Raw genomic sequence first — 22,028 nt, 5'->3', positions numbered from 1 at the left:
CGCCATCAGAGCAGAGCTGCCGGAAACTCGGCCTCGCGGGGCCGGTGGAACAGAAAAGACCCCGGCCCCGCGCCCAGGACGGGCCGGTGACCGGGGTCTCTCAGAGGTCCCCGAGCGAAGGGGCGCGCTCAGTCCTCCGACTTCGCGCTGGGCAGCTTGTCGGAGATCAGGTTCATGACCGTGCTGTCCGCCAGCGTCGTGACGTCCCCGATGCTCCTGTTCTCCGCCACGTCACGCAGCAGGCGCCGCATGATCTTCCCCGACCGCGTCTTCGGCAGCTCGGGCACCACCAGGATCTGCCGCGGCTTGGCGATGGGCCCGAGCGTCTTCGCCACGTGGGCCCGCAGTTCGGCCGCGATGTCGTCGCTCTCCTCCGCGCTTCCGCGCAGGATGACGAACGACACGATCGCCTGTCCCGTGACCGGGTCGGTCGCGCCCACGACCGCCGCCTCCGCGACCTTGGGGTGCGACACCAGTGCCGACTCCACCTCGGTCGTCGAGATGTTGTGCCCCGACACGAGCATGACGTCGTCGACCCGGCCGAGTAGCCACAGGTCGCCGTCCTCGTCCCTCTTCGCGCCGTCGCCGGGGAAGTACATGCCCTCGAACCGCGACCAGTACGTGTCGATGTACCGCTGGTCGTCGCCCCAGATCGTCCGGAGCATCGAGGGCCACGGCTCGCGCACGACGAGGAAGCCGCCGCCGCCGTTCGGGACGCTGTGGCCCTGGTCGTCGACGACGTCCGCGCTGATGCCGGGCAGCGGGCGCATCGCGGCGCCCGGCTTGCCTGCGGTCAGCCCGGGCAGCGGGCTGATCATTATGGCGCCGGTCTCGGTCTGCCACCAGGTGTCGACGACGGGGCAGCGCTCGCCGCCGATGTGCTCGCGGTACCAGACGTACGCCTCGGGGTTGATCGGCTCGCCGACCGAGCCCAGGATGCGCAGGGACGACATGTCGAACTTGGCGGGGATGTCGTCGCCCCACTTCATGAACGTCCGGATCGCCGTGGGCGCGGTGTAGAGAATCGTGATCTTGTACTTCTGGATGATCTCCCAGAAGCGGCCGCGGTGCGGGGTGTCGGGCGTGCCCTCGTACATGACGCTGGTCGCGCCGTTGGCGAGCGGGCCGTACACGATGTAGGAGTGTCCGGTCACCCACCCGATGTCGGCGGTGCACCAGTAGATGTCGGTGTCGGGCTTGAGGTCGAAGACGGCGTGGTGGGTCCACGCGGTCTGCGTCAGGTAGCCGCCCGTGGTGTGCAGGATGCCCTTCGGCTTCCCCGTGGTGCCGCTGGTGTAGAGGATGTACAGCGGGTCCTCGGCGTCGTGCGGCTGCGCCTCGTGCTGGTCGCTCTGCCGCTCGACCAGGTCGTGCCACCAGATGTCGCGCTCCTGCGCGGCGACCTCCTGGCCGGTGCGGCGGACCACGAGGACGTGCTCGACGCCGGGGGTCTGCGCGACGGCCTCGTCGACGGTCGGCTTGAGCGCGGAGGGAGCGCCGCGGCGGTATCCGCCGTCGGCGGTGATGACGAGCTTGGCGTCGGCGTCCTCGATGCGGCTCTGCAACGCGCTGGCGGAGAAGCCGCCGAACACCACCGAGTGGATCGCGCCGACGCGGGCGCACGCCAGCATCGCGACCGGCAGTTCGGGGATCATGGGCATGTAGATCGCCACACGGTCACCCTTGGTCACGCCCAGCTCGGTGAGGGCGTTGGCGGCCTTGTTGACCTCGCGCTGAAGGTCGGCGTACGTGATGGTACGGCTGTCGCCCTCCGGCTCGCCCTCCCAGTAGTAGGCGACCTTGTCGCCGTTGCCCGCCTCGACGTGCCTGTCGACGCAGTTGTAGGCGATGTTGAGCTCGCCGCCGACGAACCACTTGGCGAACGGCGGGTTCCATTCGAGGGTGGAGTCCCATCGTTTGGCCCAGGTCAACCGTTCGGCTGCACTCTCCCAAAACGCCAGCCGGTCCGCCTCGGCCTCCGTGTAGGCGGCGGCGGTGACGTTGGCGGCCGCGGCCAGGTCCGCTGGTGGTGCGAACCGGCGGTTCTCCTGCAGCAGGTTGGACAGCGCCTGAGGCTCGGTGCCAGGGGTCTCCGGGGCCACTTCATGCTCCTTCATATGGCCAGATTGAGTGTTGCTGTCCCACTTCACCAGGCCGCCTGGGGGCACCACAAGAGGTCTAGACAGGTCTGTACCGAGAGCTTGCCGCTGACCAGGGCCGCTGACAAGTGCTATTAAACCGTTGTAATCCTGAAATCTGAGAATTACGGAATGGGTCGCGGCGAATTGCTAGCTACTGGCGGGTAAGGTCGGATCCTGTGAGTGACCCATTGGCAGTCATTGCCGACCTTCCCGGAGTTCCCGAAGCCGTTGAAGAGGCGCGCGAGGCCGTCGACCGGTTGTACCGGCACCGCGTTCTGCGCCGCCGCAGCCCCGAGGTGTCGGCCGAGGCGGCGCTGCGCGGCGCGCGGGCGTCGGCCGCGCTGGCGGGCCACGACGTGCCGCTGGACGTGCTGCGCAGGGGAGAGGCGTCCTCGCCCGTCGTGCAGGGCGCGCTGAGGGCGTCGGCGGAGCTGGGAAGGCTGGGCTCCACCTGGAGAAGCGCTCCGCGGCAGGTCCTCGCCAGGCTGCACACGCTGGCCGCCGTCGGCTTGGCCGCGCAGGAGGACCTCGGCCGTCCCCGCCACGGCTCCGGCGACTTCGCGCCCGACCCGCTGGGTCTCGGTCCTGTCCCCGGCGCTGAGGAGACCGCCGTCAGGATGGACGCGCTCGCCTCGCTCGTCGGCAGCCCGTCCAAGGCGCCCGCACTCGTCCTGGCCGCGATCGTGCACGCGGAACTGGCCGTACTGCGCCCCTTCGGGGTGGCCGACGGCGTGGTCGCGCGCGCGGCCGAGCGGCTGACGCTCGTGGAGTTCGGCCTGGACCCCAAGTCGCTGGTCCCCGCGGAGGTCGGCCACCTGGAACTGCCCTACGCGGAGGGACTTCGCTCCTACCTGTCGGGCACGGCCGAGGGCGTCGCGGCATGGGTACGGCAGGCCGCCGCCGCGGTCACCTGGGGCGTCAAGGAGACCACGGCGATCTGCGAGGCGATGCAGCGCGCATAGCCGAGGGCTGCGAGGGTGGTGGCCTGGTGGTGTGGCGCGCGCGCCGGCGGCTGTGAGGGTGGTGGCCTGGTGATGCGGCTCGCGCGCCGGCGGCTGTGGGGTGGGTGGTGGGTCGGTGCCCGCATAGCTGACGGCGCCCCATGAAGAGACGCCGTCCGCCGGCGCGTCACACCGGGTTACCAAGCGTGCAACTTTCATTCGTCGGAGCGGGTCAAGCCCGTCTCGACGCGCCTCCCGCGGCTGGTCGCGCGTGGGTACCCGGCAGACGCACCCGGACATGTCGTCCGTGTCACCTTTCTACGTCGAATCGGGGTCGATGGGAACCCCTTGGACCAAGACCTTTACTCGGGTCCATGGATCACGGAGCGTGATCTAGCGGTCTGTAGTCGTTCAACTACGCCCCAAAAAAACTAGCGAAAATTGGAGATTGCTCCTCGACGAAACTCGAGTCGATCGGGCAGCATACGGGGGTATCTCCCGAAACTGGAGCGACTGTGCATGGGATAGCTTTGCAAGTCCCTTGCCATGCTCTGGTTAAGTGTTGAAAGCTTTCTTCTGAAACGGGACCGGCTCTACCCCCCCGGAGCCGGACCGGTCAGGCGACCCCCGCTCTCCCCCCCGGCGGGGGTCGCCGCTTTTTATCCACAGAACCTCGTTCTGTCCCGCGCGCCGACCCGTCCCTCACACATGCTGTGCCTCCGCTCGTCAGGAGGCACCACGGCCCGACCCTTCGTCCTGTGCCTCCGCTCGTCAGGAGGCACCCATGACCCGACCCCTCGTCATCACCGAGGACCGCGATCTGCTCGACGACCTGGTGCGCGTCGCCGCCGCGGCAGGCGCCCAGCTCGACGTCGCCCACGCCGCCGCGCTCGCCCGCCCCTTCTGGGCGCACGCGCCGATCGTGGTGGTCGGCGACGACCTGGCCGACCCGGTCGCAGAGACGGGCCCGCCCCGAAGGTCCAGGGTGTTCCTGGCCACGCGGAAGCCCGGCGAACCCGAAAGCTGGCGCAGATGCGTCGCCGTGGGCGCCCAGGCGGTGGTCGAACTGCCCGAGGGCGAGCTGCGACTGGTGGAGGAGTTCGCCGACGCGCTCGATCCTTCACCGAGGGCCGGGGTCGTCGTGTGCGTCGTGGGCGGCAGCGGCGGCTCGGGCGCCAGCCTGCTGTCGGCCTGCCTCGCGCTCGCGGCCGCGCGCCGCAAGCTCCGCACGCTGCTCGTCGACGCCGACCCCCTCGGCGGCGGCATCGACGTCCTGCTCGGCCAGGAGGAGGCGCAGGGCGCGCGGTGGGCCGACTTCGTCTCCCGCGAGGGCCGCGTGAGCTCCGCGGCGCTGCGAGCCGCCCTGCCCGCCTTCGGCGACCTGACCGTGCTCGCCTTCCACAGGGGCGAGGTCGCCGCCATCCCCGCCGAGGCGATGCGATCGGTGCTGGAGGCGGGCGGGCGCGGCTTCGACCTCGTGGTCGTCGACCTGCCACGCCACCTCGATCCCGCCTCGGCCGAGGCGCTCAGCAGGGCCTCGGCCACCCTGCTGCTGGTCACGGCCGACGTCAGAGGGGTGCTCGCGGCCGCCCAGGTGCTCGGCGAGGTCAGGCGCCACACCGGAGAGGTGAGCATGGTGCTGCGACCGGGAGTGCTCGAGGAGGCGGTCGTGGCCACCTCACTCGGCCTGCCGTGCGCGGGTCACCTCGCCGACCAGCCGCGCCTGGCGGGCGCGCTCAACAAGGGCGACCTGAGCCTCATCGACGGCCGCTCGGTGCTCGGGCACTTCTGCGCCACCCTCCTGACCGACCTCATGGCCGCATGAACGGCGTCTCCAAAGAACTGGTCGAGGCGGTCAGAGTCCGCCTCGCCCGCGCGGGAGTCGAGCCGAGCGCCGCGCAGGTCGCCGTCGCCCTGCGTGCCGAGAAGTCCGTGTACGGCGACGCCGAGATCCTGGCCGTGGCCCGCGCGCTGTGCGCCGACCTCATCGGCGCCGGGCCGCTGGAGCCGCTGCTGGCCGCGCCGGACGTCACAGACGTGCTGGTCAACGGGCCGCGCGAGGTGTGGATCGACGACGGCCGCGGGCTGCGGCGCACCGCCGTCACCTTCCCCGACGACGGCGCGGTCCGCCGCCTCGCCCAACGACTGGCCGCCGCGGCAGGACGCCGCCTCGACGACGCGTCGCCGCACGTCGACGCCCGTCTCGCGGGAGGTGTTCGCCTCCACGCGATCCTGCCGCCGATCGCCTCCGAGGGCACGTGCGTGTCGCTTCGCCTGCCGCCCCGCCGTACCTTCACGCTCACCGACCTGGTCGCTGCCGGAACCATCCCGCCCGAGGCGGTCGCCGTCCTGACGGCCGTCGTCGAGGCCCGGCTCGCCTTCCTCGTCACAGGCGGCACGGGCACCGGCAAGACCACCCTGCTCAGCGCCCTGCTCTCCCTGGCCGACCCCGGAGAACGCCTGCTCCTCGTCGAGGACTCCGCCGAACTCCGCCCCCTCCACCCCCACGTGGTCCGCCTCGAGACCCGTCCCGCCAATCTGGAGGGAGCCGGTGGCGTCGGCCTGCGCGATCTCGTACGGCAGGCGCTGCGCATGCGACCCGACCGGCTGGTGGTCGGTGAGGTACGCGGCTCCGAGGTCGTGGACCTGTTGGCCGCCCTCAACACCGGCCACGAGGGCGGCTGCGGCACCCTCCATGCGAACACGGCGGCCGACGTGCCGCCCCGGCTGGAGGCGCTGGCCTGCGCGGCGGGGCTCAGCCGGGAGGCGGTGCACAGCCAGCTCGCCGCGGCGCTCGACGTGGTGATCCACCTGTCCAGGCGGCGGTCCGACGGACGGCGGCGGGTCTCGGAGATCTGCCTGCTGTCGCGCAGGACGTCAGGGTTCGTCGAGGCGGATCCTGCCTTGACGTTCGACGAACAGGGACGCCCACGCATCGGCCCCGCCTACACGGCGCTGACCACCAGAGCCCCCTGCGCCGCCTCCCCCTGACCCCGCCACCTCACGAGCAGTCACCGAACCCCGCCACCGCCTCACCCCTCGAACGTGTCGCGTCTCGGATGCATCGCGCCTTAGGGAGCGCGCGCCTCGGAGAGGCCGTCGTGCCTTGGGCGGGCCGCGACAGGGAGAGGTCACGTCTTGGACGCGCCGCGTCTTGGAGGGGTCGTGCACTGGACGCGCCGCGCCTTGGAGAGGTCTCGCCCTTGGACACGTCGCGCTTGGAGAGATCGCGCCTTGGACGCGCCACGCCTCGGACAGCAGGTCGTCGAGCTCGTCGCCCATCGATTCACAGGAGCACCCATGACCGTCATCGCCGCGCTCTGCGGAGCGCTCGCCCTCTGGCTGTGGACCGGACCCACCCACGCTCGCCTCCGCCTCGACCGCCTCTTCGGCGCCCCACCACCACTCCCGTGGTCGTCGTCTCTCTGGGACACGCTGACACGCCCGTCCGCCGCGCGCCGAGCCGAGTCCTGGCACGTCGCCTCGATCGAGCTGTGCCAGGCGCTCTCGGCCGAGCTGGCCGCCGGCCGTACCCCAGGAGAGGCGCTCACCAGGGCCCTGGCCGCCGTCGACCTCCCCGGCCCGCTGGACTCCTTGGCGGCAGCCGCCAGGGACGGCGGCGACGTGGCGGCGGCCCTGCGTGAGGCCGCCCCCGCGCAGGGCGGCGAAGGGCTGCGACGGCTCGCGGCCTGCTGGGAGGTCAGCGTGTCCGTGGGCGCGGGTCTCGCGGTGCTGGTCGATCGGGTCGGCAACTCCCTGCGCGTCGCCCAGTCCCATCGAGGCGAGGTGTCCGCCCAGCTCGCGGGCCCCAGAGCCACGGCCAGAATGCTCGCCGCCCTGCCCGCTCTCGGCCTGCTCATGGCCGCAGGCCTCGGCATGAACCCGCTGGGGTTCCTGTTCGGCAGCCTGCCAGGGTTGGGCTGTCTCGTCGTGGGGGTGGCCCTCGACGCCTGCGGCCTGTGGTGGACCCACCGGATGTCGTCCCGAGCGGAGTCCGCATGATCATCGCGATCGGCTGCGCGTTCCTTGCCGTCTGGCTCTGGTTTCCCTCGCGGAGCCCCACGGACCGCCTCCGCGCCCTGCGCCCCACCGTCCCGCCCGACGACGGGGAACGGCCCTCGCCCGCCGACTGGTTCCCTCATCCCGTCGCCGTCAGTGGACCGCGTCCCGCCGCTGCCAACGGACCGCGTCCCGTCGGCACCGGTGGCCATCGTTCCGTCGGTACCGATGGCTCTCCTCCCGCCGCCGCCGGTGGCTCTCGTCATGTCGGTGCCGGGGGACCTCGTCATGTCGCGGGTATGGGACGAGGCCCGGACCGTCGTGCGGTCATGTCCGGCTGCGGGATCGCCGTCATCGTCGCGCTCCTCCTCGGCGGTCTCTCAGGCGTCATGGCAGGCCTGGTCGTGGGGAGCGCGGCCACCGTACTCGTCCACAGGAAAGCCGCCCATCAGTCACGCGGGGACCGCGAGCGCATCGCCGCCGACCTGCCGTTCGCGACGGACCTGATGGTCGCCTGCCTCCAGGCGGGCCAGCCCGTCAGCGCCGCCACCGAGATCGCCGCAGCGGCCGTCGGCGGCCCTCTAGGACAGCGCCTCGCCTGGGTGAGCGGTCAGCTCCGCCTCGGCGCCGACCCTGAACCTGCCTGGATGGTTCTCGCGCGGGAGCCCTCCATGGGTCCGCTCGCCCGCGCCATGTCCCGTGCGGCCCAGAGCGGCGCGCCCATCGCCGACGTGCTCACCCGCCTCGCGGACGACGCCCGCCAAGCCTCTCGTACGGCCTGCCTCGCTGCCGCCCGCAAGGTCGGCGTGCAGGCCGTCGCCCCCTTGGGCCTGTGCTTCCTTCCCGCCTTCGTCCTGCTGGGCATCATCCCCGTCGTCGCAGGTCTCGCCACCGGCGTCCTCATCCCTTGAAGCGCCGAGGACCCGTTGTCCCTGCGCCGAGACCACGGTGTCCCTTGAAGCGCCGAGACCACGGTTGTAGGACCGAGACCACGTTCTCCCTTGAAGGATCGAGACCACGTTCTCTCCTGAAGGATCGAGACCACGTTTTCCACAACCTCTCTGAAGTGCGAGAACGCGTTGTCCACAACCCCTCCGCCCGTCCCCCGCTCATCCACAGAACCGCACTCGGCTCCTCCTCACCTCCCGCCGCCCAGCGAACCTGGACCCCGAGCGCCGGACACCGCCCGGCCCACCCCTGGGAGGCAACGATGCGACACCCCCGCACCATCACCCCGATCACCCTGCGCGTCCGTGCCACCGTCCACAGGCTGTGGACCACCCGGACCGCCCAGGCCGCCCGCCTCGGCCTCGACCGGGGCATGTCGACCGCCGAGTACGCCGTCGGCACCATCGCCGCATGCGGCTTCGCGGCCCTGCTCTTCAAGGTCGTCACCAGCACCGAAGTCCAGGAGATGCTCACCACCTTGGTCAACCGCGCCCTCAACACCGCCGGCTGAACCTCGCAGACCCTCACCTGACACGTTCCGACCTCACGCCTGCCACCTCGGGGGCCACGGCCCGTACCCGGCCCCCGAGACCCCCTCCCCATCCACCGCGGAGCCCCCGATGCCTCGCTTCCCGGCCAATGGCCACGCCAGCCACGATCGATCCCCAGGCCCCGTCCCCTCGCCCAACCCGGCCACCCCATGACCAACGACCCAAGCCTTCGGCCGCTGCACCCTCCCCCCGATCCGCCGGGTCGGCCGGCGACGGTTCGCCTCGACCCGCCAGGTCGGCCGACGACCGTTCGCCTCGACCCGCTGGGTCGGCCGACGACCGTTCGCTTTGGCCTGTCAGGTGGGTCGACACCCCTACCGGCGTGCCGATCGAGGGGCTCCGTGACAGCGGAGACCGCCGCCGTACTCCCGGCCCTCATGGTCGTCCTGGCCGCGGCCCTGTGGGCGGTCACCGTGGTCAACACCCACCTGCGCTGCGTCGACGCCGCACGCACGGGCGCCCGAGCAGCCGCCCGCGGAGAACCCCTCGCCCAGGTACGCGAACGAACCAAGGCCATCGCTCCCCGCGGCGCCCGGGTGGACATCACGAGAGGGGCCGACGTCACCCGCGTCGACATCACCACCCAGGCTCGACCGCCCTGGGCCTCCGCCCTTCCTCCCGTGGAAGTCAGAGCCTCGGCCACCACGGCCACGGAACCCGGCGCCGCCCAACCCTGACCCTGCCGACGCCCGCCAACCGCCGTACCCCTCACCAGCTCAGGAGTCGCCATGAAAGGCCCCCAGCCACCCGTCGCCAGCACTGCGGAAGCCAGACGAAGGACGTCATGCGACGCTCGCCGGACAACCGTGCGATGTGACCTCGAACGGCCGCCCACGCCGCGCGATCCACGGCATCCTCCACTGTCGAGAGATCTTCAACGGCCAGTCGCACCGCGTGGTGGCCAGAAAGTCGCTGTGTCACGTGAGAGAGGCTCGGCGACGTTGTGGTGTGTGGCCCTGTCGGCCGTGCTGTTCACGGTCGCGATGGCCTTCGCGTTGGTCGGAATGGTCAGAGTCGCCCACCATCGCGCCCAGAGCGCTGCGGACCTGAGCGCCTTGGCGGCTGCAAGATGGGCGCTCGCGTCCCCGGAGAAGGCCTGCGCGCAGGCGTCCCGCCTGGCGGCCCGGAACGGCGCCGAGCTGGTTCGGTGTGCGCTTACAGAGGCCACGGTCGACGTGACGGTCTCCGTCGGCCTCTCCCTCCCCGGCGTCGGCGAACGCACCGTTCATGCCCGCGCTCGCGCCGGTCCGGCCATCGCCACCCCGGGTCTCCCGACGTCCTCAAGTCCGTGAATCGACCCGTCCACACTGTCGAGTCCACGGCTGTTGCACTGAGGCCGCGACCATGGCCGAGCCGACCCTGCCTCGTGTGGGATGGAGCCAACCGCAGGGCGGACTGGGATGTCAGCGGCCGGGTCGGGACGCCACAGCTGGGCGGGCCGGATTCCGATGGTCGGTCCAGGACGTCAGCGGTCGGGTGAGCCGGCTGTCGGGTGGTCGGTGTCGGAGTCTGGGCGGGGCGGACGCTGGAGGGCGGGCCGGGATTCAGCGGCGGTGCGCGCTACATGCTGGTGGGGTGGCTGGGATCAGTCGCGGGGCGAATCGGGATGTCAGGAAGCGGGGTGGGCCGGGATGTCAGGAAGCCGGGTGGGCCGGGATCTCAGGGAGAAGGCGGTTGCGGAACTCAGCGGAAGAACAGGTACACCGCGGCATCGCGAGCCAGGAGGAAGCCGACGATGGCGAGCGCCCAACTGACGGCCGATGCCGAGTGCTTGGCCATCCAGGCGCGTAACCGCTCAAGCTTGGGCTCCAGCCAGCCTCGTGCGACGCCACGAAGCCCGATGAGCACCAGAGGCGGCAAGATCATGATGAGGACATATGCCACGAGCAACGGCACCCACTGCGTCGCGGTCAGCTTCGACGTCGTCATGATCCCGATGGCGGCGAGGTACGGCACCATGGTCGCCACCTCGAGCAGCCCCGCGGTGAGGCCCAGCGTCACCATCGCCCGGGGCCCGCCCACGCGTGGTTCGAAGCGGTGCTCGGGCTTGCCGAGCTTCTTGCGCCGTTTGGGGTCGAACCGGAAGCTCAGCGCGAACAGGCCGACGCCGAGGGCGAGCTGGACCATGTAGGCGCCACGGCTGTGCAGCACGTCACCGAAGCTCTCCAGCAGCGTGGACAGGCCCAGCATGAGCGCTACGCCGACCAGGAAGTAGAAGATCGCGACCGTGGCGAGATAGATCATCAGGCGCGAGACCTGCGACCGCTGCGAGGACAACAGCAGGAAGACGGGGATCCCCAGAGTGCCGAAGCTCGTGCTGTCGACGATCGCCAGTGCGGCGAGGGTCAGCAACAGGGCGATTGTCATGATTCGATTCTTCCGGCCGGCAGCTCGGATCACCTCCTCCCGCGGACCCAGCGCGGCATACATCTTTGTGCTCACCCGGGCGCCCGTGCCGAAGGGGCCGTGGATTCAGAACGCCGGGCTACCGGAGGGTTGAAGGGCACGGCGTGGCGGAAATGCGGATGCGGTGCCGATGCGTGGCTCAGCAGGATGGCGGGGTGGGGTCAAGCACAGGGATCGGTGGTGGCGGGAGGGGCGGCCACCGCAGGGCGCGTGGGTCGGCGCGTTCGACATGACGGCGGGTGCCGCTGTGCATGGTGGGTCGGAAGGATGGCGGGGTGGGATGGGCCACTGGCGCAGGGTGGGTCGGCCGCCGCGATCGACAGGAGGCTGGCATGGTGCTCGTTCTACCGCCCCGTTCGGTCCTCGATGGCTTCGGGTAGGGGGCGATCCTGTCCCGCTTCCGGGGGGTGAAGGGCGGAGCGTGCGGGTCGGGGATGCCGTCCTCAAGCCTGTGGACGACCGTGAGGAGGCCGAGTGGTCCGCGAATGTTCTCGCGCGGTTGGCCGGGGACGGGTTCAGGGTGCCGCGTCCGCTCGCCTCCCCCTCAGGAGATCACGTGGTCGACGGCTGGTCGGCCGCCGAGTTCCTGTGCGGGCGAGCCGGTCCGATAGGCCGATGGCCCGAGTTGCTCGCGGCGGGCAGAGCCCTGCACGAGGCGCTGCGCGGGACGCCCAGGCCGGCGTTCCTCGATCGGCGTTCGCATCCGTGGGCCGTGGCCGATCGGGTGGCGTGGGAGGAGGTGACGGTTGAGCCGCTCGCCGTACTGAGAGAGCCGTTGGCGAGGTTGGCGGCGATGAGGCGGCCGGTTGACGCGCCACATCAGATCATTCACGGGGATTTAGCCGGCAACGTGCTTTTCGCTGACGGGTCAGATCCCGCGGTCATCGATTTCTCGCCATATTGGCGACCCGCCGCGTACGGCGAGGCCATCGCGGTGGCCGACGGGTTGTTGTGGTGGGAGGCAGGGCCGGAGCTGATCGGCTTGGCCGACGGAGGCGACGACTTCCGCCAGTTGCTGGTACGGGCCCTCATCTTCCGGCTGGTCGCGCTGGACGGTTTGTGCAAGGAATCCGGGAGGGAGGTACCTGAGCGCGAGGTCGAGGGGTTCGTCTCCGCGACGGACCGCCTCGGCTGACGTTATGGGATGGAAGGGGCTTGAGAGGGCAATGTCGCAATCGAATCACGACTTCTTAGACGACATGTCCAAGAGCGGGAATTCTCACATAAGGTCGCGCTTACTTCGGTCCATGCCGTCTGGTGTCGAGGTCTGTAATCTCGCGGACCTTTGTCGCTAGGCTGCACGACACCGTCGAGGCTGACGGTTGCGGATTCGAGGAACTGGCACTTCCGGTCGCCGTTTGGTCGCTCGTCGGGGGCGAGGGGTCGGGCGGTGCGAGGCTCTCGATGAAGGGGAAGCGTCGTGACGGCAGTTCGCAGGCTGATGGCCGCAGGCGTGGTGATGCCGATCGTGATCGGCGTCGCGGTGTTCGGCGTGGCGACGCCGGCGCAGGCGCGAGCGGATATCGACATGCCGTCACGGGTGACGACGAACGCGCCGGTCACCATTCAGGGCACCGTCGACCTGGCCTTCGACGCCGTCCTGTACGTCGACGGCACCGAGGTCGCCAAGGGCAACCAGCGCGTCACCTACACGTGGAACCCCGCCGAGCACGCCAACGGCAGCTTTCAGATCCGGCTGGTCCAGAAGGGCAAGCTGCTCGGCGGCAAGTGGGACGAGAACACCTCGACGTTACGGCAGGCGATCCCCGCGGAGCCCCCGTCGGGCGTGGCCGCCGCACTGTCCGGCGATGGCAAGATCGTCGTGACGTGGAGCAAGGGGTCCGAGCCCGACCTCCAGTCCTACGAGATCTCCACCAGCCAGTCGGGCTCGGTGGGCAAGGTGTCGGCCGACAGCGCGTGTTCGGGCGGCTCGTGCAAGGCGACGCTCGCCGTACCGGGCAAGGCCGCAGGCCAGCAGGTGGGCTTCACGGTCAAGGCCTTCAGGAGCGACGGCGAAGGCGGGATGCTCGGCTCGGCCAACTCGAGCGCGGCGTACGTGACGATCCCCGCGCCGGCGCCGCCCGCGCAGCCGAAGGCGGCGCAGACCAAGCAGGCACAGAGCGACCAGCAGGCCAAGAACACGCGGAAGAGCGTGGCGTCGTTGCCGTCGATCCCGCCGAAGAAGCGGGTGACGCCGACGGTCAAACCGCAGCAGACCGTCCCGAAGAGCGTGAGCAAGATGCCGGCGTTGCCCGCCACGGAGACGGACAAGAAGGGCGAGTACCGGCTCCCCACCGCCAAGCCCAAGACGTCCGACGACGAGACCCTGGTGCCGGCCGGCGAGGACGAGGCGGCGAAGAAGCCCGAGGCGGAGGCCGTCGACACCAGTGTCAGGGCACAGTCGTCGCAGTCGCCGATCGGGAACATCGGACAGTACGGCATCTATGTGGCGGGCGGGCTTCTCCTCCTGCTGCTGGCCGCGCACGGCGGCGCGTGGGCTCGCAGGCGGGCGCTCGCCTCCGCCGGTGGCGGGCCCGCCGCCGCGCCCGCGCCGCCGACGGCCGACACGTCGCAGCCCGGCGACAGCATCCCGCCCACCGCGACCGCGCCGCGCCGTCCCGCCGTCGTGCTGGCGGTGGCCAAGACCCGCAAGCCGCAGCCGCACGTTCCCGAGCAGCCGGGACCTGAGAGTGCGGGGCTGCGCCTGCCGCTGTACATGAGCGCGGAGGAGGCCAAGACGTCCGAGCCCGCGGTACGGCCCGAGCCGATCAGGCTCGCGCTGCCCAGTTCGGCGGTGACGACCGTGGCGCCCGAGCCCGAGATCCCTCCGGTACTGCCGGCGGCGGTGCGGATCGAGGACCGCTGGGACGACTACCTGCCGCCGGCGCCTCGCTCGATGGAGGACAGCGGGTTCTGGGAGCGTCCGCAGCCTGGCGCGGGCGACTTCTGGGCGGCGGACGATGACGAGGCCGCGTACATCGGACGCCGGCACCTGGGCGGCGAGAGCTGACTTCCTTCCGGTTCGGGCCGCCGTCCGGTTAGCCCGCCTTCCGGGTTAGGCTCGCCTCCGGTTAGCCCGCCTACCGGTTCGGCCCGCCTTCCGGTTCAGCCTGCCTTCCGGTTCAGCCTGCCTTCCGGGTTCGGGCCGCCGTCCAGTTAGCCCGCCTTCCGGGTTCGGCCCGCCTCCGGTTAGCCCGCCTTCCGGTTCAGCCTGCCTTCCGGTTCGGCCCGCTTTCCGGGTTCGGCCCGCCTCCGGTTAGCCCGCCTACTGGTTCGGCCCGCCTTCCGGTACGGCCCGCGTCCCCAGAGTGGGACGCGGGCCGTACCGCGTTGAGGGGGTGCGCGGTGGGCGGAACGGCGTTGGGAGGAGACCTGGGCCGGCTGGGATGGTCAGGCCGGTGTTGTGGTGTCTCCGCCAGGGTGGGAGCGGGGGAATGCGCTAGTGGGGTGGGGGAGTCGAGTCCGAGGGGTCCGGCGTGGAGCTGGGTGCGCTGGGGGAGACGGAGCCGGATGTGGAGCGGGGGGCGGGTGCGGCGGAGGGCGCGGCGGTGGGCGCAGGGGCGGGCGCGGAGGCGGGGGGCGGCGGGGTGGTGAGGAGGGTGTCGAGGAGGCGGATGGCGCCGGCCTTGTCGAGGGGCTCGTTGCCGTTGCCGCACTTGGGCGACTGGATGCATGAGGGGCAGCCCCGCTCGCACTCACACGACGCGATCGCTTCGCGGGTGGCGGTGAGCCAGTCGGTGGCGCGGGCGTAGCCGCGTTCGGCGAACCCCGCTCCACCCTCGTGCCCGTCGTACACGAACACCGTCAGCAGTCCCGTGTCGGCGTGCAGTTCGGTGGAGACGCCGCCGATGTCCCAGCGGTCGCAGGTGGCGAACAGCGGGAGGAGCCCGATGGAGGCGTGCTCGGCCGCGTGTGCCGCGCCGCCGAGGTCGATGCCCTCCTCGGCCAGGGGGGCCACCTGGGAGGCCGGAAGCGTCCACCAGACGGCGCGGGTGCGCAGCGTGCGCGGGGGCAGGTCGAGCGGTTCGTCGCCGAGCATCTCACCGCTCTGGAGACGGCGTTTGAGGTAGGAGACGACCTGCCGGGTGACCTCGACCTCGCCGAAGTTCAGGCGGGCCGTACCGAGGTCGTGGGAGCGGAGGGTGGACAGCACGGAGATGTCCGTGACGTCGCGGGCGAACGTGCTGTATTCGGGCTCGGCGGACGACACCAGGGCGACGCCCGCCTCCAGGTCGAGGAGTTCGACGAGGAAGGTCTCGCCCTGGTGCAGGTACACGGCGCCGGTGTGGACGGTGGCGTGCGCGGAGGGTTCGTCGACGGTGCCGAGCAGGCGGCCGGTGGACGACTCGACGACCTGGACCGGCGCGCCGCCCGAGCCGCGGATGTCGGCGAGGTCGGTGGCGCGTTCGCGGCGGGTCCAGAAATATCCGGCGGGGCGCCGGCGGAGCATGCCCTGCTCCACGAGGTCGGCCGCCAGGCCATCGGCGGTCGGGCCGAAGAGCGGGAGGTCGTCGTCGGTGAGGGGGATCTCGGCGGCGGCGGCGCACAGGTGCGGGCCCAAGACGTAGGGGTTGTCGGGGTCGAGCACGATCGCCTCCACCGGGCGGCCGAACAGCGCCTCGGGGTGGTGGACGAGATAGGTGTCGAGCGGGTCGTCGCGTGCGATGAGGACGGCGAGCGCGTCCTGGCCCGCGCGTCCCGCCCTGCCGGCCTGCTGCCAGAGGGAGGCCCTGGTGCCGGGCCAGCCCGCGATGAGGACGGCGTCGAGGCCGGAGACGTCGACGCCGAGTTCGAGAGCGTTGGTGGTGGCCAGGCCGAGGAGCTCGCCACTGCGGAGGGCCTTCTCCAGGATCCTGCGATCCTCCGAGAGGTACCCGGCCCGGTAGGCGGCGATCCGGTTGGCGAGATCCGTGAGACCGGTCTTCAGCTCGGCCGACTCCTCCGCCGGCTCGGGTGCGGGGACGGCGGGCTCGTGCGGTGCGGGCGGTGGGACATCGGGCCCCTGTGAGGCGGGTCCGGGAACATCGGGCCCCTGTGAGGCGGGTCCGGGAACATCGGGCCCCTGTGAGGCGGGTCCGGGAACATCGGGCCCCTGTGAGGCGGGTCCGGGAACATCGGGCCCCTGTGGGGCGGGCCCGGGAACATCGGGCCCCTCCGGGGCGGGTGCGGGGACGGCGGGCCCCTGCGAGGCGGGCCCGATGACATCGGGCTCCTCCGGGGCGGGCGCGGGGACGGTGGGCTCGTGCAAGACGGGCGCGGGTGCGGCGGGCCCCAGCGAGGCGGCCGCGGCCGCGGGTGCGGGTGGCGCGGGTTCGGGTGACCTGGGCGAGGACACGGGGGGCGAGGCGGGTGCGGCGGGGTCTTGTGACGGGGGTGCGAGGGAGGAAGTCGGCACGGGGAAGGTGTGGGCGAAGTGGCGGGGGGTGCTGAAGGCGACGTCCTCCAGCCGGGACCGCGCCGTCAGCGCCACCGTCTCCGCGCCCCGGCGTGACCGGACGAAGGCGAGCGTCCGGACCTCGGCGAGCACCAGATCCGCCAGCAGGTCGGCCGTCTCGGCGGTGGCGGTCCGCCGTACCGGCGCCCCTCTCTCGCCCCGCAGGTCGGTCAGGGGCGGTTCCCAGAGCGCGAAGGTGGTCGCACCCTTCGGTGAGGCGTCGGACGTCACCTCGTCCATCTCAAGCCCCGTCAGCCGCATCCCGAACGCCGCGGGCTCGCTCGCCGTGGCCGACGCCAGCACGAACACCGGGGCCGTGCCGTACCGGGAGCACACTCTGCGCAGCCTGCGCAGGATCTGTGCCACGTGGGAGCCGAAGACCCCGCGGTACCCGTGGCACTCGTCCACGACGACCATCCGCAGCCGCCGCAGGAACGACGACCAGCGTGAATGCTGAGGTAGCAGGGCGCGGTGCAACATGTCGGGATTGGTCAGGACGTAGTTGGCGTGCTGGCGCACCCAGGCGCGCTCCTCGAACGGCGTGTCGCCGTCGAAGGTCGCCGCGCGGAGCTGGGCGATCCGCAGTTCCCTCAGCCCGCGCAGCTGGTCGGCCGCCAGCGCCTTGGTGGGGGTGAGGTAGAGGATCGTGCCGCCTTCGAGGGCGGCCGTGACCGCGGGAGTGAGGTAGGCGAGCGACTTGCCCGACGCCGTGCCTGTGGAAATGATCACGTTTCGGCCACGCCGGGCCAGGTCCGCAGCCTCATATTGGTGCGACCAAAGTCCCGCGATCCCCTGGTTCGCCAAGCGCGTAATCAGAAGGTCATGGACCCACTCCGGCCAGCGAACATTACCCGCTTGACGTGCGGGAACGTGCTCCACGTGGGTGACGCGCTCGCGGCGCGCGGGAACGCCGAGCAGGTGATGGAGGAGTGGACCGACTCGGTGTGGGGAGGAAGCGGAGGAACTCACTGGTTTCCAGTCTGACATCCATGGGCAAAGTGGCCGGGAATCGTGATTTCGTATAGACACAAGCAGCGACCGTGGTTGAATGCCGCGCGTCGGGGTCGGGCAGTTCCACACTGCCAGGCCCGCAAGGGTACTTTCGCAGGCGAGGCGCTGGAGGATCTGTGGATCTGAAGTTGGATCACCACCAGGACGACCGACTCACCATCGTTGAGGTCGAGGGTGAGATCGATGTCTACACCGCGCCAAGGCTGCGTGAGCTTCTGATCGACCTGGTGAACAAGGGGAGCTACCACCTTCTCGTGAACATGGAGAAGGTCGACTTCCTGGACTCGACGGGGCTGGGCGTCCTGGTCGGCGGGCTCAAGCGGGTTCGGGCGCACGATGGCTCCCTCGAGCTGGTGTGCACGCAGGAGCGCATCCTGAAGATCTTCAGGATCACGGGCCTGACCAAGGTCTTCGGCATCTACGCTTCGGTCGACGAGGCCAAGGAAGCTCACGGCCGAGACAAGTAGTCATGGCTACCGTCGAGCTGACGTTCAGCGCTCTTCCCGCGCACGTGCGGACCGCGCGGTTGGTCGCCACGGCGATCGCCCGTCGCACCGGCGTGGAGGAGTCGCTCCTTGACGAGGTCAGGCTCGCCGTCGGAGAGGCTTGTTCCCGGGCCGTGGAGGCGCATCGCGCCCACTGCCCGGGGGAGCCGATCCGGATCGAGCTCAAGGACGACTCGGGGCGCTTCGAGGTCACAGTCAGCGACCAGGCTCCGAGTGACGAGATCAAGCAGGAGCAGCCCCTCGACCTCGGGGCACTGTCCGATTCCTTCATGTCCGGCTTCGGCATCGCGGTGATCGCGGGCCTGGCCGACGACGTGGAGGTGTTTCCCAGCCCCAAGGGCATGCGCATCCGCATGAGCTGGCCCGCCCCCACCAACGCGCGCCTGGTCTAGCCGCCCGTCCCGCCCGCCGATGGCGGGCGTCGCGGGAGGATCGCGCCGCAGGTCACCGCCGTGTGGGCGGTGTTCGTCGTGGGCTGGCGCGGCGGATCGGCACCGCGCCGCGCCCGCCATCCCGTACGGCAAGCCGGTCCGGCCCCACCCGCCGCGCGGGGCCGGCGTCCCTCCAGGGAGACGCCGCTCCAGCGCACGGGGCCGGGCTTCGTGACGCGCCGCGCACCGACATTTCGGTCTGACCTTAATTAGCACCCTGCGGCAGCCGTAACGCGCGGGAAATTCTTCCCTGTCAATACCAAATCGGCCCACTGTCAGGGACTTAGTCGACGCGCCGATAATTGGCGACCCCAAGAGCCTTCATATCCGCGGAACCCCTGCGTAGACTCCCGGCACCGGCCAAGGTGATCCGGCACAACAGCGGGACTCAACCGGAAGCGGCAGCCCATAACCCGGACGCCGCTGGAACCGCCCGCCGCATATCACAGCGCCGTCCGGGCAGGACGTACCCGTCTTGCCGAGGAGAACGGATGTCTAGCCTCTATCTGGCCGCCGAGCCAGCCTCAGCGCTGTCCCTGAGCGGAAACAATCTCACCATCGTCGTCGTGGTCGCCGCGGTGGCCTTGATCGCGCTGGCCGTGGCCGGCGGCCTCGTGCGCGAGGTCCTGGCCGCCGACCAGGGCACCGAACGAATGCAGAACATCGCACGCGCCGTACAAGAAGGCGCGGCGGCGTATCTGACCCGTCAGTTCAGGACCCTCGCGATCTTCGTGATCCTGATTCCGATCGTGCTGTGGTTCCTTCCCGGAGCGACCGATGTGAAGATCGGGCGCTCCATTTTCTTCGTGGTCGGCGCGGGCTTCTCCGCGTTGACCGGCTTCATGGGCATGTGGCTGGCCGTACGTGGAAACGTCCGCGTCGCCGCCGCCGCCCGCACGTCGGGTGAGAAGAGGGCGATGCGCATCGCCTTCCGCACCGGCGGCGTGGCGGGCATGTTCACCGTCGGCCTGGGCCTGCTCGGCGCCGCCGTCGTCGTCCTGATCTACCAGGGTGACGCCCCCGGCGTGCTCGAGGGCTTCGGCTTCGGCGCGGCGCTGCTGGCGATGTTCATGCGTGTCGGCGGCGGCATCTTCACCAAGGCCGCCGACGTCGGCGCCGACCTGGTCGGCAAGGTCGAGCAGGGCATCCCCGAGGACGACCCGCGCAACGCGGCGACGATCGCCGACAACGTGGGCGACAACGTCGGCGACTGCGCGGGCATGGCGGCCGACCTGTTCGAGTCCTACGCGGTCATGCTGGTGGCCAGCCTCATCCTGGGCAAGGTCGCCTTCGGCGAGCAGGGCCTGATCTTCCCGCTCATCGTCCCGATGATCGGTGTCGTCACCGCCATCATCGGCATCTTCGTCACCGGCCTGCGCGACAAGGACCGCAACGGCATGGCGGCCATCAACCGGAGCTTCTTCATCTCCGCGGCGATCTCCGCGGTGCTGGTGGCGGCCGCGGCGTACTGGTACCTGCCGGCCAGCTTCAGCGAGCTGTCGGGCGCGTCCGTGCAGTCCACCGCCGACCCGCGGATCATCGCCATCGGCGCCGTGCTGATCGGTCTCGTGCTGGCCAGCGCCATCCAGATCCTCACCGGCTACTTCACCGAGACCAACAGGCGCCCGGTGAAGGAGATCGGCGAGAGCTCACTGACCGGCCCCGCCACCGTCATCCTGTCGGGCATCAGCGTCGGCCTCGAGTCGGCGGTCTACTCGGCGTTGATCATCGGCGGCGCGGTCTACGGCGCGTTCCTGCTCGGCTTCGGGAACGTGACGATCGCGCTGTTCGCGGTCGCCCTCGCGGGCACCGGCCTGCTGACCACGGTCGGCGTCATCGTCTCCATGGACACCTTCGGCCCCGTCTCCGACAACGCGCAGGGCATCGCCGAGATGTCCGGCGACGTGGACGGCGAGGGTGCCCGCGTCCTGACCAGCCTCGACGCGGTCGGCAACACCACCAAGGCGATCACCAAGGGCATCGCGATCGCCACGGCCGTGCTGGCGGCGACAGCGCTGTTCGGCGCGTTCCGCACCGCCGTCGAGGGCGAGCTGGCGTCGGCCGGCGCGTCGGTCAAGAGCGCGCTCGGCGCGTTCCAGACCTTCAACCTCGGCATCGACCAGCCGAACGTTCTCGTCGGCCTGGTCATCGGCGCCGCGGTCGTGTTCCTGTTCGCCGGCCTGGCGATCATGGCCGTGGGCAGGGCGGCGATGCGCGTGGTGTTCGAGGTGCGCGACCAGTTCCGCAGCAACCCGGGCATCATGGACGGCACGGTCAAGCCCGAGTACGGCCGCGTCGTCGACATCTGCACCCGCGACTCGCTGCGTGAGCTGGCCACGCCAGGCCTGCTCGCCGTGATGACGCCGATCGCGGTCGGCTTCGCCTTCGGATACGCGCCGCTGGGCGCGTTCCTGGCGGGCGCGATCGCGTGCGGCACGCTGATGGCCGTCTTCCTCGCGAACTCCGGTGGCGCGTGGGACAACGCGAAGAAGCTGGTCGAGGACGGGCACCACGGCGGCAAGGGCTCCGAGGCGCACGCGGCGACCGTCATCGGCGACACCGTCGGCGACCCGTTCAAGGACACGGCCGGTCCCGCGATCAACCCGCTGATCAAGGTGATGAACCTGGTGGCGCTGCTGATCGCACCTGCCGTGGTCGTCTACGCGGACAACGCCGTCCTCCGGGTGGGCGTCACCGCGGTCGCCGTGATCGTCGTGGTCGCGGCGATCATCGTCTCCAAGCGTCGCTCGGTCAGCGTCGCGCCCACGGAGAAGAGCGACAGGGCGCCCGAGTCCGTCACCTCCTCCTGACCTGCTTTCCCGTACGGCCCGCGCCACCCGTTGGCGCGGGCCGTCCGCATGTCCGGGCGCCGTCGCATGCGCTCCCTGCACCCCGCGTGGAGGGACGTGCGGGCGGGGGTTGAGTCATTGGGAGGGCATCGAGTGGGGATGGTGGGGTTTGGTGCGAGTCGCGAACGTCGGGTGGATGCGCGAGGGAGAGGCCGGAAAACGGGCCCATGAGGGGGAAGGGCGTTTACCGGGGCGGCGCTGCCAGGTGGAAGACTGTGGGGCATGGGAGAGCCTGCCAATTCCGGCGCGAAGACGCTGGTGATCATCCTTTTCGCCATGCTGGCGATCCTCGCGGTCATCGCCGGTCTGGCCGTGTGGGCGTCGAGCGGGGGCTGAGCGCGTGCGCACGCTGATCGTGCTGCGGCACGCCAAAGCCGCCCACGTCCCCGGGCTGGCCGACCGGGAGCGTCCCCTCACCGACAGGGGTGAGCGCGACGCCGTCAGAGCGGGCGAGGCGGTCAAGGCGCTCGGCCTGGCTCCCGAGCTGGTCCTGTGCTCGCCGTCCCGCCGTACCAGCAGGACGGCCGAGCTGGCCTTCCCCACGGTCGAGACCAGCTTCGAGCAGGACATCTACGAGGCCTACCCCGAGGACCTCTACGAGCTGATTCGTCGCCTCGACCCCGACGTCGAGACGCTGGTCCTGTGCGGGCACAATCCCTCCGTGCACGAGATGGCGATGAGCCTGACCGGCGGCGACTTCACCTTCAAGCCGGGCGCGTTCGCCGTGGTCGAGGTCGATGCCCCGTGGGTAGACCTGTGGCCAGGGGAGGGACGCCTGGTCACACACTGGGATCCCAAGGAGCACTGAACC

Annotated in this window: 17 protein-coding genes and 2 pseudogenes; 14 read left to right on the top strand and 5 right to left on the bottom strand. The window is 70.7% G+C overall.

Annotation, left to right across the window (positions count from 1 at the left end; genetic code table 11):
- Nucleotides 1–128 precede the first annotated feature (128 nt).
- Nucleotides 129–2,117, bottom strand: coding sequence for an acetate--CoA ligase (acs, locus tag ACFSKW_RS37465; protein WP_379578111.1), 1,989 nt, complete (start codon nt 2,115–2,117; stop codon nt 129–131).
- A gap of 200 nt (nt 2,118–2,317) precedes the next feature.
- Between acs and ACFSKW_RS37460 the strand changes: the two genes are divergently transcribed.
- The 8 genes from ACFSKW_RS37460 (at nt 2,318) to ACFSKW_RS37425 (ending at nt 9,872) form a co-directional block, all read left to right on the top strand.
- On the top strand, nt 2,318–3,103 hold the full coding sequence (locus tag ACFSKW_RS37460) for a Fic family protein (protein WP_379578109.1): 786 nt from the start codon (nt 2,318–2,320) through the stop codon (nt 3,101–3,103).
- Between the two features lie 763 nt (nt 3,104–3,866).
- Nucleotides 3,867–4,907, top strand: coding sequence for a septum site-determining protein Ssd (ssd, locus tag ACFSKW_RS37455; RefSeq protein ID WP_379578107.1), 1,041 nt, complete (start codon nt 3,867–3,869; stop codon nt 4,905–4,907).
- Nucleotides 4,904–6,073, top strand: coding sequence for a TadA family conjugal transfer-associated ATPase (locus tag ACFSKW_RS37450; RefSeq protein WP_379578105.1), 1,170 nt, complete (start codon nt 4,904–4,906; stop codon nt 6,071–6,073). Before ssd ends, ACFSKW_RS37450 begins: the two co-directional genes overlap by 4 nt.
- 309 nt (nt 6,074–6,382) lie before the next feature.
- Nucleotides 6,383–7,084 (top strand): type II secretion system F family protein, encoded by a 702-nt coding sequence (locus tag ACFSKW_RS37445; RefSeq protein WP_379578103.1) that lies wholly within the window; start codon nt 6,383–6,385, stop codon nt 7,082–7,084.
- 296 nt (nt 7,085–7,380) lie between these two features.
- Nucleotides 7,381–7,992: a type II secretion system F family protein gene (locus ACFSKW_RS37440; RefSeq protein ID WP_379578101.1), complete on the top strand. Its 612-nt coding sequence runs from the start codon at nt 7,381–7,383 to the stop codon at nt 7,990–7,992.
- Nucleotides 7,993–8,291: 299 nt separating this feature from the next.
- The gene (locus ACFSKW_RS37435; protein ID WP_379578099.1) at nt 8,292–8,540 is read left to right on the top strand and encodes a DUF4244 domain-containing protein; all 249 of its coding nucleotides are present in this window, start codon (nt 8,292–8,294) and stop codon (nt 8,538–8,540) included.
- Nucleotides 8,541–8,921: 381 nt separating this feature from the next.
- Nucleotides 8,922–9,257: a TadE family type IV pilus minor pilin gene (locus ACFSKW_RS37430; RefSeq protein WP_379578097.1), complete on the top strand. Its 336-nt coding sequence runs from the start codon at nt 8,922–8,924 to the stop codon at nt 9,255–9,257.
- Nucleotides 9,258–9,308: 51 nt separating this feature from the next.
- Nucleotides 9,309–9,872, top strand: coding sequence for an Rv3654c family TadE-like protein (locus tag ACFSKW_RS37425; protein WP_379578095.1), 564 nt, complete (start codon nt 9,309–9,311; stop codon nt 9,870–9,872).
- Nucleotides 9,873–10,263: 391 nt separating this feature from the next.
- Here the strand turns inward: ACFSKW_RS37425 and ACFSKW_RS37420 are convergent, their stop codons facing one another.
- Nucleotides 10,264–10,947 carry a GAP family protein gene (locus tag ACFSKW_RS37420; RefSeq protein WP_379578093.1) on the bottom strand — a complete coding sequence of 228 codons (684 nt, stop codon included), beginning with the start codon at nt 10,945–10,947 and terminating at the stop codon, nt 10,264–10,266.
- A gap of 460 nt (nt 10,948–11,407) precedes the next feature.
- Here ACFSKW_RS37420 and ACFSKW_RS37415 point away from each other — a divergent pair, with 460 nt between their 5' ends.
- Together ACFSKW_RS37415 and ACFSKW_RS37410 are read left to right on the top strand one after the other, a co-directional pair.
- Complete coding sequence (locus ACFSKW_RS37415; RefSeq protein ID WP_379578091.1) at nt 11,408–12,121, top strand: TIGR02569 family protein; 714 nt, start codon at nt 11,408–11,410, stop codon at nt 12,119–12,121.
- A gap of 285 nt (nt 12,122–12,406) precedes the next feature.
- Complete coding sequence (locus tag ACFSKW_RS37410) at nt 12,407–13,996, top strand: fibronectin type III domain-containing protein (RefSeq protein WP_379578089.1); 1,590 nt, start codon at nt 12,407–12,409, stop codon at nt 13,994–13,996.
- 429 nt (nt 13,997–14,425) lie between these two features.
- On the opposite strand, the gene ACFSKW_RS37405 is transcribed toward ACFSKW_RS37410, so the two are convergent.
- The 3 genes and pseudogenes from ACFSKW_RS37405 to ACFSKW_RS37395 all read right to left on the bottom strand — a co-directional run.
- Nucleotides 14,426–15,835: a Zn-binding domain-containing protein gene (locus ACFSKW_RS37405; protein ID WP_379578177.1), complete on the bottom strand. Its 1,410-nt coding sequence runs from the start codon at nt 15,833–15,835 to the stop codon at nt 14,426–14,428.
- A gap of 196 nt (nt 15,836–16,031) precedes the next feature.
- Nucleotides 16,032–16,607, bottom strand: a pseudogene (locus tag ACFSKW_RS37400) (pentapeptide repeat-containing protein); the annotation flags it as partial.
- 101 nt (nt 16,608–16,708) lie between these two features.
- Nucleotides 16,709–17,407: pseudogene (locus ACFSKW_RS37395) on the bottom strand (DEAD/DEAH box helicase); the annotation flags it as partial.
- Nucleotides 17,408–17,547: 140 nt separating this feature from the next.
- On the opposite strand from ACFSKW_RS37395, the gene ACFSKW_RS37390 reads away from it, so the two are divergent.
- The 4 genes from ACFSKW_RS37390 to ACFSKW_RS37375 all read left to right on the top strand — a co-directional run bounded on the left by ACFSKW_RS37390 (nt 17,548) and on the right by ACFSKW_RS37375 (nt 22,025).
- Nucleotides 17,548–17,898: an STAS domain-containing protein gene (locus tag ACFSKW_RS37390; RefSeq protein ID WP_183652283.1), complete on the top strand. Its 351-nt coding sequence runs from the start codon at nt 17,548–17,550 to the stop codon at nt 17,896–17,898.
- 2 nt (nt 17,899–17,900) lie between these two features.
- Nucleotides 17,901–18,329, top strand: a complete 429-nt coding sequence (locus ACFSKW_RS37385; RefSeq protein ID WP_358128899.1) for an ATP-binding protein — start codon at nt 17,901–17,903, stop codon at nt 18,327–18,329.
- Between the two features lie 530 nt (nt 18,330–18,859).
- A complete protein-coding gene (locus tag ACFSKW_RS37380; RefSeq protein WP_379578087.1) occupies nt 18,860–21,178 on the top strand; it encodes a sodium-translocating pyrophosphatase in 2,319 nt (772 codons plus the stop codon).
- A gap of 379 nt (nt 21,179–21,557) precedes the next feature.
- Nucleotides 21,558–22,025 (top strand): SixA phosphatase family protein, encoded by a 468-nt coding sequence (locus tag ACFSKW_RS37375; RefSeq protein ID WP_379578085.1) that lies wholly within the window; start codon nt 21,558–21,560, stop codon nt 22,023–22,025.
- Nucleotides 22,026–22,028: the final 3 nt, after the last annotated feature.

Origin of the sequence: Nonomuraea mangrovi (assembly GCF_042681425.1) — a bacterium.
Classification (GTDB): domain Bacteria; phylum Actinomycetota; class Actinomycetes; order Streptosporangiales; family Streptosporangiaceae; genus Nonomuraea; species Nonomuraea mangrovi.
The sequence above is the reverse complement of the archived record's forward strand: the minus strand, read 5'-3'. Positions and strand labels throughout refer to the sequence as shown.